General features: G+C 35.7%; 11 protein-coding genes. All 11 read left to right on the top strand.

Annotation, left to right across the window (positions count from 1 at the left end):
• Positions 1-32 precede the first annotated feature (32 nt).
• The 11 genes from DK861_RS13710 (at position 33) to ahpC (ending at position 13,547) form a co-directional block, all read left to right on the top strand.
• On the top strand, positions 33-2,423 hold the full coding sequence (locus DK861_RS13710) for a DMSO/selenate family reductase complex A subunit (protein ID WP_109400482.1): 2,391 nt from the start codon (positions 33-35) through the stop codon (positions 2,421-2,423).
• Positions 2,420-3,049, top strand: coding sequence for a DMSO/selenate family reductase complex B subunit (locus tag DK861_RS13705; protein ID WP_072063982.1), 630 nt, complete (start codon positions 2,420-2,422; stop codon positions 3,047-3,049). The genes DK861_RS13710 and DK861_RS13705 overlap by 4 nt, the downstream gene beginning before the upstream one ends.
• Positions 3,046-3,918, top strand: a complete 873-nt coding sequence (locus DK861_RS13700; protein WP_109400481.1) for a DmsC/YnfH family molybdoenzyme membrane anchor subunit — start codon at positions 3,046-3,048, stop codon at positions 3,916-3,918. Before DK861_RS13705 ends, DK861_RS13700 begins: the two co-directional genes overlap by 4 nt.
• Positions 3,919-3,932: 14 nt before the next feature.
• Entirely contained in the window at positions 3,933-4,817 is an 885-nt protein-coding gene (locus tag DK861_RS13695; RefSeq protein ID WP_109400480.1) for a 4Fe-4S binding protein, read from the top strand.
• A 116-nt stretch (positions 4,818-4,933) separates the two neighbouring features.
• The gene (locus DK861_RS13690; protein WP_109400479.1) at positions 4,934-5,956 is read left to right on the top strand and encodes an NAD(P)H-quinone oxidoreductase; all 1,023 of its coding nucleotides are present in this window, start codon (positions 4,934-4,936) and stop codon (positions 5,954-5,956) included.
• A 515-nt stretch (positions 5,957-6,471) separates the two neighbouring features.
• Positions 6,472-8,307, top strand: a complete 1,836-nt coding sequence (locus DK861_RS13685; RefSeq protein ID WP_109400478.1) for a tyrosine decarboxylase — start codon at positions 6,472-6,474, stop codon at positions 8,305-8,307.
• Positions 8,308-8,728: 421 nt separating this feature from the next.
• A complete protein-coding gene (locus DK861_RS13680; RefSeq protein WP_109400477.1) occupies positions 8,729-9,541 on the top strand; it encodes a PadR family transcriptional regulator in 813 nt (270 codons plus the stop codon).
• Positions 9,534-9,689: a hypothetical protein gene (locus DK861_RS18315; RefSeq protein WP_006536676.1), complete on the top strand. Its 156-nt coding sequence runs from the start codon at positions 9,534-9,536 to the stop codon at positions 9,687-9,689. Before DK861_RS13680 ends, DK861_RS18315 begins: the two co-directional genes overlap by 8 nt.
• 607 nt (positions 9,690-10,296) lie before the next feature.
• A complete protein-coding gene (locus tag DK861_RS13675) occupies positions 10,297-11,820 on the top strand; it encodes a carbohydrate porin (RefSeq protein WP_109400476.1) in 1,524 nt (507 codons plus the stop codon).
• A 228-nt stretch (positions 11,821-12,048) separates the two neighbouring features.
• Entirely contained in the window at positions 12,049-12,699 is a 651-nt protein-coding gene (locus DK861_RS13670; protein WP_239452185.1) for a hypothetical protein, read from the top strand.
• A 284-nt stretch (positions 12,700-12,983) separates the two neighbouring features.
• Positions 12,984-13,547, top strand: coding sequence for an alkyl hydroperoxide reductase subunit C (gene ahpC, locus DK861_RS13665; RefSeq protein WP_006536680.1), 564 nt, complete (start codon positions 12,984-12,986; stop codon positions 13,545-13,547).
• Positions 13,548-13,613 lie beyond the last annotated feature (66 nt).

Genomic DNA, 13,613 nt, shown 5'->3' with positions numbered 1-13,613 from the left:
AATGAGAGTTGTTATGTGAGAATGATAAGCTAATGAAAAAAATAGAAAAAAATAAGGAGAACAAAGGGATGATGTCGTTAAGTCGTCGCCACTTTGTTCAATCAAGTGCTGCATTAGTGACAGTGCCATTTTTCGCACGAAATGCACAAGCTAATGTAGATGAAAGTTTACCCATTGCAAAAATAAATGGAGAATCTTCTACTGTTGTTGCTACATGCAGTACTTTTGACTGTGGTGGTAAGTGTGATATTCGTGCACATATAAAGGAAGGTATTGTTACTCGTATTACTACGAGACCAGATAATGAATTAGATGAAGCCATGCCTGTTATGAGGGCATGTGTACGTGGACGAGGTTATCGCAAGTTTTCTTATCATGCTGATAGATTGAAATACCCAATGAAAAGGGTCGGCAAACGTGGTGAAGGTAAATTTGAACGTATTTCATGGGATGAGGCAACAACGCTTATTGCGGAAAATGTGACACGTTTAACGGAGAAACATGGTGCTGCAAGTCGTTTTTTAACAGTGAGCACAGCAGTAACAGGGGGGATCTTCTCTGGTGATACCATGATGAAGAAACTCTTTAATTTAACAGGAGGCTATCTTCCTTATTACCATTCAGTTAGCTTGGGTAACACCTTAAAAGTAACGCCTTATACTTATGGTATTGCAAAAACAGGTAGCTCTTTAGACACCCTTGAAGACACACCACTAGTGATCTTATGGGGTCATAACCCTAATGAAACCATTTTTGGGCATACTAACCATTATTTTCAAAAGATGAAAAACAATGGTACTAAATTTATTGTGGTCGATCCTCGTTATTCTGATACCGCCCAATCTCTTGCTGACCAATGGATACCGCTTTTACCAACAACCGATAATGCTTTAATGGATGCAATGATGTATGTCATTGTCACCGAAAATCTTCATGACAAATCTTTTATTGATAAATATGTTATTGGCTTTGATGAAGAGCATATGCCAGAAGGTGTTCCTGCTAATGAGTCTTTGGTCGCTTATTTGACAGGTAAAAAAGACGGAATAGAAAAAACACCTGAATGGGCAGAAAAAATTACTCGAGTACCTGCAAATACTATTCGCCAACTTGCACGTGAATATGCCATGACAAAACCTGCCGCCTTAATTCAAGGTTGGGGGCCTCAACGTCATATTTGTGGTGAGCGTAGTGCCAGAGGCTCATCATTACTCGCCGCCATTACAGGAAATGTTGGTAAGAAAGGAGCGTGGGCAGCTGGATATGGTGGTATTGGTAACCGTCAATCTATTCGTGGTCCTAATATTGGCGAAAATCCAGTAAAAGCTAAAATCTCTATTATGAACTGGATGCAGGCTGTTGAAGATGCAAGTAAAGTTCGTGTTGAAGATGGTCTTTTAGGTGTTGATAAACTCGATACCAATATCAAAATGATCTTCTCATTAGCGGGTAATTATTTAGTTAACCAAAATCCTGATGTGAATGCAGCTGCAAAATTATTAGCAGATGATTCAAAAGTAGAATTTATTGTTGTTAGTGATCTCTATTTGTCACCTTCTGCAAAATATGCCGATCTTGTTTTACCTGAAACCAGTTTTCTAGAACGTTGGAACATTGGTAATACATGGGGGACGGGTAACTATTTTCTTCTGTCTGAAAAAGTTATTGAACCCGCTTTTGAACGCCGTTCTGATTATGAGTGGATTACGGAAGTTGCTGAAAAAATGGGTGTAAAAGAAGCGTTCACTGAAGGCCGTAGTGAGAAAGAGTGGATTGCTCATCTTGTTGATACCAACAAAACACGCTTTGAAGATAGACCTGATTTTCCTAATTTTGACGAGTTACAAAAAACACGCCGTTATCTTTTTAAAGATAAACCTTTCGTTGCCTTTGAAAAAAACATCAGTGACTTTGAGAATAATCCATTCCCAACACCTTCAGGTAAAATTGAGATTTTTTCTAAACGTCTTTATGACATGAATAATCCGGATATTCCGGCGTTGTCTCATTATGTGCCAGCAATTGAAGGCCCAGAAGATAAGTTAACAGAAAAATATCCATTACAAATGTTGACTTGGAAAGGAAAAAATCGAGCTAACTCAACACAGTATGCTAATCCTTGGTTACAAGAAGCTCAACGTCAAGAGGCGTGGATAAATCCAATTGATGCTGAAAATAGAGGTATCAAAAATGGTGATATGGTGCGTATTTATAACGACCGCGGGATCACTGAGATCCCTGCATTAGTAACACAACGCATTATTCCTGGTGTTGTTGGTTTACAAGCTGGTGCTTGGTGGGCTCCCGATGAAAACGGCGTTGATCATGGGGGATGCCCTAACGTTTTAACATCGACACGAATGACACCATTAGCACATGGTAATTCACATTTAACTGTTTTAGTTGAGGTAACCAAAGCATGAGTGACTTTAAAGAATATGCGCCGGTAAGTGATGAACAGCTCGGTTTCTTTATTGATTCCTCTCGTTGTTCTGGTTGCAAAGCTTGCCAAGTAGCATGTAAAGATAAAAATAATTTAGAAGTTGGTCGCCGTTTTCGTCGTATTTATGAAGTAAAAGGAGGCGGTTTTGCACCAACAGGGCAAGGAGGTCTGGTTAATAATGTGTTTGCATATACATTAACGATTTCTTGTAACCACTGCGAATCGCCCGTTTGTGTGAAAAACTGCCCAACAACAGCAATGCACAAACGTGAAGGTGATGGCATTGTTCGTGTTGATACCTCTAAATGTGTAGGTTGTGGCTATTGCGCATGGTCATGCCCTTATGGCGCACCACAAATGAATGAAGAGACTGGACAAATGTCAAAATGTGATTTTTGTATTGATTTACTATCAGAAGGAAAAAATCCAATTTGTGTTGATACATGCCCGCTAAATGCGATTAAGTTTGGAAAAATTAAAGATCTAAGAGCGAAATATGGGCATTTAAGCCAAGTTCAAGGATTGCCTGACTTTACGATGACAAATCCAAATTTAGTTATCAAACCTCATACTGGTGCGACGAAAAAGGGAGGAGTTCAAGCATGAATGAATGGCCATTAGTGACCTTTACTTTATTCGTCCAGAGTTCTGTTGGCGTAACACTTTTTTCAGCTCTTTATTTTTGTTGGTTAGAAAAAGAGATTGGTAATCAAAGAGCTACGGTTGCTATGCGACCCGTGTTATTAACTGCCGCTATTTTAGGATGTTTAGGATTATTAGCATCAACACTACATATGGGATATCCATGGAATGCTTTTCATGCATTACGCCATATTTCTTCATCATGGTTGAGTCGTGAAATCATATTTGCTGCCGTTTATCTTGGTGCGTTATGCCTTTATACCTTAGTGGTTTTGATTAAAGGGCACATGAACAAAACTTTATTAGCGGTTATTGGTTTGCTTGGCATCATTGACATAATTTGTATGGCATCATTGTATTACAATACTTCGATGCTGACATGGATGCACATTAATACTTACTTTATGTTTATAGGCGCACTATTTTCAACAGGGGCAGCTATAGCGCTATTAATTACTGCATTTCGCGTTAAAGCCTTTATAAATAGTGAACTAGCAAAAAGAATTGTAATTAGTGCTTTAGTCGTTATTTTTCTTGCAGTGACATTACGTATGGCGGAACAACCCTTTTATTTAGAATGGATGTCATCAGTCATTTCAACAAATGATGCAATAACGTTCCCTCATACGCCTATCATTGCGTATAATGAAACATTCGGATTAAGAATATCTGCATGGATTTTGTCAATTCTTGGTATGTTAATGATGGGATACAGCGTATGGAAATATCGTAATGCTGTATTTACTTCAGGATTGCGTATGGTGTTAGCAAGTAGCGCAACAATACTGGTTGCAGAAATTCTCAATCGTTTTGCATTCTTTATTGTAAAGTAGTGGAGTAGTGAAGTATGAGGCGTTTTATTAAGGTGGATCTTCCTCCTGAACCAATTATTAATGATAAATGTGTGAGAAAACGCCTCAAACAAAGCCTATGTGATAGTTGCTCTAAAGTTTGTCCTGTGGGCGCTATCACTTTTGCTCATTTAGATGTAAAAATAGACAATGAACGCTGTTTTCAATGTGGCAATTGTCTATTTACTTGTCCCGTTGATGCGATAGAAAATATCGCGCCTCATGAAAGAACATATCAAGATAATTACCTTGTTGTTAATCATGATGAACCATTAGCAAGCACAGAAGAATTGTTAGTGTGGCACCGCCAATATCAAATTAGAGGAATGAAGATAGCACAGCCTTTAGTGGATAAATGGCTTCCTGTTTTAGCCAACTTAAATCTTCAATTAAAAACATTACAAGAGCCTATTTGGCAATTAATTATCACAGAACCTACTGATATTGATAGTGGGCGCCGCTTTATGCTTTTTCGTCAAAAACTAGATGAAAAACCACTTAATAAAGATCAAGTAAGAACAGGATTAAATGCAAGAAAACAACTTTATCCAGAAGACAGTTGGTTTCAAATTCAGTTAGATACCGAAACGTGTATTCTTTGTTCCGCATGTGCAAAGGTCTGTGATGAAGGTGCGATTGAACTTGAAAATAATATATTCACGCTTGATGAAAAACGTTGCACTGGTTGTATGAGTTGTGAAGTGGTTTGTTTTCCTAAATCTATTCATGTTAAAGAACATGTCGCTAAAAATAATGAACCCACTCTTTATCACTATTATGATGCCCACTGTGAAAAATGTCGGTTAGCTTTCTTATCATGGAAATCTGATGCAACATTATGCCCGATTTGCATACAACATCAGAAGCAAGGTTGGTTATAATCTCTCAAATACACTTAGGTTATTTATTGCTGGATAATCGACTATCCTGATTAAAATGAGAAACAGCGTGTTTATTTATCATTAAATACGAGAGTGATTAAATAAAATGGGAGCCTATGATGAATACTGTTTTACCTGCGGATATGTTAGAGATTGCCATTACAGAGCCAGGCGGTATAGATAAATTAAAACCCCAACGATCACCGATACCTTCACTTCCTCCTCATTATCTTTTAATTAAAGTTGCCGCCTCAGGTGTTAATCGACCTGATATCTTTCAAAGGCAAGGAAGCTATCCGCCACCAGCAGATGCTTCACCTATTCCAGGCCTTGAAGTTGCTGGAGAAGTTGTCGCATTAGGGGAAGGTTGCACTAAATGGCAATTAGGAGATAGAGTTTGTGCATTAGTTGCTGGAGGTGGTTACGCTCAATATTGTATTGCACATGAAGACATTGCATTACCGTCAATGAATTTAACGGATATTGAAGCCGCTGCATTACCTGAAAATGTTTTTACTGTTTGGGCTAATTTATTTCAGTTAGGGAAGCTAAAACAGGGAGAATCTGTTCTGATTCATGGTGGAACGTCAGGAATTGGATCAACGGCTATAATGCTTGCTCACACAATAGGTGCAACAGTCTATACAACGGTAGGCTCTGAAGAAAAAGCTGCCGTAGCACGTGATCTCGGCGCTGATTATGTCATCAATTATAAACAAGCCGATTTTGCTAAGGAAATTCCTATCTTAACTGAAGGGAAAGGTGTTGATGTTATTCTTGATATTATTGGTGGGGATTACGTAGAAAAGAATTATCAAGTTGCCAGTAAATTTGGGCGCGTTATACAAGTGGGTATGATGAAAGGAATGCCTAAAATTTTAAATATGATGCCAATGATGATTAAGCGTTTAATTCATACTGGTTCAACGATGCGATCTCGCTCAATAGAAGAGAAAGCACAAATAGCGCAAGAACTAAAACAGCAAGTGTGGCCACTTATAGCTGAAGGAAAAATCAAACCAATGATTAATGCTATTTTTCCATTAAAAGAAGTGGGGAAAGCACATAAATTAATGGAGTCTGGTGATTTGATTGGTAAAGTGATGCTTGAAACTTTGTCTTATAACGAAAAAGAGTAAAATTAAGGGTGTTTGAAACTTATTTGATATAAGAGCCAGAACTTATTTTACTTTCTAAAAAACGAATATTCCGAAAAACACATGTCCATATTTCATGTGTTTTTTTATATATTGAAGAAAAAATAAATAACATTTAAATAAACAAATTCTTATTTTAGATAAGTAATTCAATATCTGTTCTTTTTAATAGCAGTTAAGCGATAGAAATATTCATTAATTCTTATTAAGGTAGATTTAAGTATCGACCTTAGCAAAAATAATATCACATTTATAGTAATATAACTTAAATCAAAATTGATAATAAATTAAAGAAACTAACAAATAAAGCTAAATCATTTATCATCAAAACATCATTTAATTAAATCAAATTAGAAAAATATTAACTGATATCAATAAAATAAAGAAGATTCTTACTCATCATGTAGTATATCATTTGAATAAAGATTAATTATTGACGATTAATAAACACAATTCTCATTAAAACAGATAATAAAAATTTATATATAGGTGCGATGATGGCAAATTACAAACAAACCTGTCTGAGTGCTACAGAGCGTGTATACCATACCCGAACCATTGATACTCTCACATGTTATTATCGAGAGATGATAAATATACTAATGGATAGTGAGTATTCTTTTCCTAAAGCAAATAAAATGAAAAGAAATAATAGCGAGAGTTTAGACGCTAAAATAAAAAGTAACACTATTGAAAAAAAAGCAGTAGATAATGCTTATGAAAGTATTTTAGAGACTTTAAAACAGCAAAATAATTATAATCAATCTGATATTGAACCTTATTTTTCCCATCATCATTCTCAAGTGATGCAATTGGCGAAATTCGGTTATCTTTCTGCATTAGCATACAATTCAGATAATGTTTTTAATAACCACTCCCCCTTATTAAAAGAACAAGAAAAGAAAATTACAGATGATCTCTGTAGATTAATCGGTTTCACATCAGAAGAAGCATTTGGCCATATCACAACAAGCCACACTCTTGCTTGCTATGAAATATTATGGGCGCTCAGAAATTTAAAGACATTACCAATGGCAATTGCTCGTCACCCAAAATCACGCGATTTAGTTGCAGATAAAAAAGCCTTTGAGTTATTCAATATGTCTGTTACGGATATTTTAGCAATCAGCGAACAACTCAATGAGCGTGGGATTTTTGATGATGTTATCCATTTAACATGCCGAGGAACGGGCATGACAAAAACAATGCATTTAGGAAAATTGCTTGTTCCAGTTTCCCGTTTTGAATTTTGGAAAAAAGCAATGGATATACTTGGTTTAGGGTATGACAACCTTATAGCATTGCCTATTGATGAAACATTTAAAACTGATATTGAAAAAACACGTAGTATTGTTTTTCGTTTAATTGAACAAGGAGAGCCCATTCTAGGCGTTATAGGAATATTAGGTGCACCGTCTTATGGCTGTGTTGATAAGTTAAAACCACTTTTTGAATTAAGAAAAGAGTGCGAGGAAAAATACAATAATTCATTTTACATTCATATTGATGCTTCGCAATTTGGTTATATGAAAAGCTTATTTCTTGATGATAATTATGATCTTATCCCTTATCAGACTTTATGTAAGAAATTAAAGAAAGAAGCCCCATTACTCGAGTTGACACCTGAAATATATGAAAGCATTACACAACTTTCTCTTGCCGATTCAGTTTCTTTTGAACCATTTCAAGCTGGATTTTCACCATATCCTACTGGTGTAGTATGTATTAAAGATGCTCGTATTAGTCGTTTTTTAAGCAATCCCCCTAAATTATGTCCAGAACAAGACGATGATGTTCCTGAAATTGATGGTATTCAATCCGCACCAGCGGTAGCGTCAATGTGGAGTGTGCATCAACTTTATCCTTTTACTTCATCTGGATATGGAAAATATGCACAAATTCAATGGGAAACACGCATCAAACTTGAGCAGCTTTTTAATCAAGCAGCTGCTTTCGAAAAAGAAGGTGAGCACTATTATATTCGTGTTTTATCTGCATCAGACTTTAATAAACTAAATTTTGCCATTGTAAAGAAAGGAAATAAGGATCTAGAAGCACAAAATAATCTTAATAAAACAATCTATGAGAACTTGGTGATAAAAAGCCATCATAAACAAGATTTAAGTTTATTAACGCTTTGTGCTCGCAATAGCGATGATGCACCCGCGCAGTTTTGTTCTGAGTGTGGTTTTGATAACAATGAGTGGGAAACTATCAAACACTTAAACTTGCTGCAGCTTACTATAAAAAATACTGAAATCTGTGATGAACAACAAATTGAGGCAGGATATCAATATATTAAGAAAGTCGTTTTGTCCGCATTAGACAAGTAACAATATTTCGCTTTTGTTATATTTTCTCAAATTGAAATAAATTTTGTTAAAAAGCGAAGTAGTGGGTTATTACTCATTATCTTCGCTTTTTAACAGATAAAGGTGACCTTGTCACTTATCGTATTCTAAATATCTTTTATTGTTCTGTGTGTATTTTAAGCTAAAAGTGCCTATTTTTTATTCCTCTTTATTAATAATCTTCTTTTATTTTCATCGATAGCACATAAGAGCAAATTAGAGAATGATAATCATTCATAATTATGCTTATTTTTGAGTAATTTAATCATAGATAAATCATATTGTTAATAAGCTAATCGATTCAGATGCGCATTTAGATATATCTAAAGCTTGATCATTTAGATATATCGGATTATATTGCACGGTATAAATTCGATATATCTAAAACAATGAGGGAATATTTATGATGATTCGAGCATTAAACTCACTATATCAACAACGTGCTGAAAATGGTGAATATGGTCATGGTCACGGAAAAGGGCGTTGCGGTGGTAAAGGTAAACATAACCGACACCAAGAAAATCATGGTGAGCAATGTTGTCATGGTGAGCATAGTCATGCACACGAAGGTCGCAGTGAGTGTTGTCATGGTGGACATGATCAAGGACACGAAGGTCGTGGTGAATGTTGTCATGGTGAACATCGTTCTGATGGACATGGAAAGCAACGTGGTCGTGGATGCGCAAGTAGGGCAAAAGGGCAAGGTCGCCAGTTAAAACGTATGTTTGATCATGGTGATTTACGCGTTCTGCTACTTAGTATGATCTCGAAAAAGCCAAGTCATGGTTATGAAATTATTAGAGAAATAGATGAGGCTTCTTCAGGATTATATGTACCTAGCCCTGGTGTGATTTATCCAACGTTAACACTACTTGAAGAGCAAGATCTATTAGTTGCTACGATTGCTGAAAAAGGTCGTAAAAACTACAGCATTACATCTGAAGGTGCTGCATTTTTAGCAGAACATCAAGATATAGATGCCAATATCCAAAGAAAACTGGCTTATGCGAGAGATTTGTCTCAAAACGCGGGTGGTGTTTCTGAGGAAATTGAATCTGCTGTTGGTAAATTAAAAGCAGTTTTACGCCATAAATTAGTGTTAAAAGAGCTCTCTGTGGAAAGAGCTGGACGTATTGCTTCTATTCTTAATGAAGCAGTTGAGAAAATTGAAGCTATCAATGAGGCATTGATCTCAGAGGAAAGAGAAGATGAATAAAGCAGATACTCGGCTACAAAATTCAAGAAGAAATAATGAAATAGACAAAGAAGATTTGGAAAACAATCCAGCAGTAAAAGAACAAATTTGCCCTAAAATGCCAGTTTCTTACTTTCGTAGAGCATTACGTAAACCTGGCAGAATATAATAATAATGGACAGAGGTTATAATGATATAATCTCTGTCACTTTCCCCTCTATTATGCAAATTCTCTCCATTTATCACCTTATAAAATATATTCTAAATATCAAAACGTCTCATTCCTGATAAAACATTTCTTATCTCTATTTATCTGTAATACATCATTTTTTGATGGGTGGTTACATTGATTTTCTCTGGTTATTGTACTGACCTCAAAAAAATCACAAATGATTGTGGAAATGTTCCACATTAGCGATTATTTTATTTAGATTAGTGAACCCATTATAAAATTTGAAAACGAAAACCAGAGATATGTTTGAAATAATAAATTAAATACCGAATAAAAATAATAAACGTTTGTAAGTACTTAAACGAGAATAAGTACCTTTGCTCAAACGTAGCCTTACTTATGATGTTGGAAGATAATCAACATATCGGTTTATTTATTATTAAGAATATAAATAATGATGCGAATAACTGATTGATATTTATAAAAATATTATCTAATCACTATAACAATACGCTCATCAGATAGAGCAATCGACCAACTAAATTGATTGCTATGCATTTGCCGTACCTGTTAAGCCAACATTTGCTAACTTAGGAATATTCGAATGAAAGTTAAAGCATTATCTGCTGTGATAAGTTTAATCCTCACCGCGCCATTATGTGCAAACGCACAAACCGATATAAGTGCAATTGAAGCAAGGTTAAATGTACTTGAACAACGGGCAACCGCCGCTGAAGCTAGAGCCGCAGCAGCAGAACAAAAAGCGGCTCGCCTTGAGCAATTAATTAATTCCAACAGCTTATCTCAAGAAAAGAAAGCATCAAATAATGTTACAAACGTCAACATGGAGCAACGCGTTGCTCTATTAGAAAAGCAATCTGATGAGGCTCAAGCCAAAGTAGATATAACACAAACGCAACTTAATGAAATCCAGCAAAAACAATCAACTCAGCTTGCTAGTACGAAAAGTAAAGACGGTTCAGGTTTTTTCTCTACCAATACAAATTGGGGTGATCTCAAATTATATGGTGACGTTGAATATAATATTGATGCAGCTAGTAAGAAAGGGCAACTAACATCGATGAGAATGATGCCCGGTAATCAAAAAGATTTTGATGATAATGAAAAATGGTCACTTAATGGGCGTATTTTAATTGGTGTGGATGGTGAACGAGAATTAAAAAACGGTAATTATGCTGGTTTCCGGGTTCAGCCTATGGCTGACATGACAGGTAAAATGAATCTCGATGATGCTGTTTTCTATTTTGGGCAACGTGATAAATGGCAATATAAAATTGGTCGTTATGAAGCTTATGACATGTTCCCTCTAAACCAAGATACATTTGTTGAGTATTCAGGTAATACAGCAAATGATTTATATGGTGATGGCTTTGGCTATATCTATATGATGAAAGAAGGACGCGGTCGTAGTAGTGATGGTGGTAGTATGATGGTTAATACATACTATAACGACTGGTATTTTGAGCTAAATGCTTTAGTTGAAGATGGAACTTCTGTTTTTAAAGATGGTGAGTATCATGGGCGTAAACTTGATAATCGTAAAAATGTTATTTATATGCGGCCTGTTGTTGCATGGCAAAAAGATAACTTCACGATTGCGGGAGCAATAGATGCGAATGTGATAAGCAAAGCTTATGGCTATGATGATGAAAATGGAAAATTCCAAGATCAGTCACGACGTACAGGTTATGGCTTAACTGTAAAATGGGACACTTTAGCTGATGATCCTATTAACGGTATTGTTGCAAATTTAAGTGCTGCTTATCTCGACGCTAAAGATGAAAATGATTTTTCTATTGGTAGTAATGTGTTGTGGCGCAAATTTCAACTTGGTTATATTTATGCTCATAATGATATTAAAGCTTACTATCAAAAAAGCGGAAACGGCAGTGGTCAAAATGACACCTACTTAACACTTAATCCTGGAAAGTACAATATCAACACAGTATTTGCTTCTTATGAATTACCTAATATTTTAGATATGGATAATTTTAAGACTTATTTAGGTGCTTATTATTCACATATAGATGGTAAAGATGATATTAATGTACATAGTAGTGATAAAGATCGTTACGGGGCTCGTGTCCGCTTTAAGTATCTATTTTAACTTTATTTTTAGTACTTTTTGTTAGAGACTCATTTTGTATAAAGACTTCAAGAGACTATGTATTATTGGTTAATTGAGGTCTTTAAATTTTTATATAGTCTTCATAGTTGTTGGAGTTAGATAGCTGATTTTTCTCGTGCTATTGTTTTATTTCCTGCGATAATCAGTTTAACGTTTATAGACGTTTAACTAGCGTATTGTGGGTGATATTTATCAGGAAATAATTCAATGCCTTTCTATATACAAAGCAGTAATTTAAATATCGACAAGACCTATAAGAAAAATAGAATAAAAACACTATTAATAGGCTTATCCTTAATTCCTTCATTTGGGTTTGCTCATGATCTTTCTCAATTACCACAAAAGGAACGCGTAGCTTACTTTACGCAAGCCCAGCAAGCAGGGATCACCGGTGTGGCAATTAAAACCAAACCTGTTCTAGCAAGACCCGCGAAAGAAGGTGAGATCATCACAACTATAATTAAAGGTGAAGGGATTGAAACAATTTCAGAACCCGCAAAAGTAGGAGATTGGGTAGTACAAAATATTTGTCCAGAAACAGGTAATGAGGAGATCTTGGTAAGAAAAAACAAATTCGCTCAACGTTATAATATCGCAGAGAAAAGTGAAATTAATTTAGCGTCTTATCCTAGTAATTATCGGCCTTTTACTCCAAAGGGGAGCGAAATGAATTACTTTATTATACCGGATGCTACACCTCCATTTGCAATGAAGGCGCCTTGGGGAGAATTGCAACGTTTTCAATCGGGCGATGCTGTTGTGCAATCCACAATAGATAGTCAAGATATTTACCGTATTCAAAAGGCAGCATTTGAGTGTACTTATACTATCCTTAAACCTGCTAAATTAGCACAATAATATTAAACTAATCTGTGGTAGATTGAATTATTATTTTTATAATTCATAATGTTATAATCATATCGCCATTTAAGGCAAAGATGTTAAATAGAGAGAGTAGTTGATAGTAAGTAAGGCATATTGCATGGTTGTTTAATTGCATTAATAGCTACATTTAGTTAACCTATCTCTATCAATTTCTTCAACTCATTAGGTAAAACCTATTGAACTGATAGTAGGAATGTATTAGCTATTCTCAAGTGGAATAGGTACATTAGTTCCCATACCAAACAGGAGGAAATACAATGTCTTTAATTAATACCCCAATCAAACCATTCAAAAACATGGCATTTAAAGACGGTCAATTCGTAGAAGTGACTGAAAAGGACGTCGAAGGAAAATGGAGCGTTTTCTTCTTTTACCCTGCAGACTTCACTTTTGTGTGCCCAACCGAATTAGGTGACTTAGCTGATCATTATGCTGAGTTCCAAAAAATGGGCGTAGAAATTTATTCAGTTTCTACCGATACACATTTTACCCATAAAGCATGGCACAGCAGTTCAGAAACTATCGGTAAAATCAAATATGGCATGATTGGCGATCCAACTGGTGCATTAACTCGTAACTTTGAAAATATGCGTGAGAACGAAGGTCTTGCAGACCGCGGTACTTTCGTTGTTGACCCACAAGGTATTATCCAAGCAATTGAAATTACTGCTGAAGGTATTGGCCGTGATGCATCAGACCTGCTGCGTAAAGTTAAAGCGGCTCAGTATGTAGCTAGCCACCCAGGCGAAGTTTGCCCAGCAAAATGGAAAGAAGGTGATGCAACTTTAGCTCCATCACTGGATTTAGTTGGCAAAATCTAAATAAGAATTAAGCCACTAAAAAAGTTATTTATCGGGTGTTTCGGCACCCGATTTTATTGAGGGTGC

Source organism: Proteus sp. TJ1640 (assembly GCF_003144445.1).
GTDB lineage: Bacteria > Pseudomonadota > Gammaproteobacteria > Enterobacterales > Enterobacteriaceae > Proteus > Proteus penneri.
The sequence above is the reverse complement of the archived record's forward strand: the minus strand, read 5'-3'. Positions and strand labels throughout refer to the sequence as shown.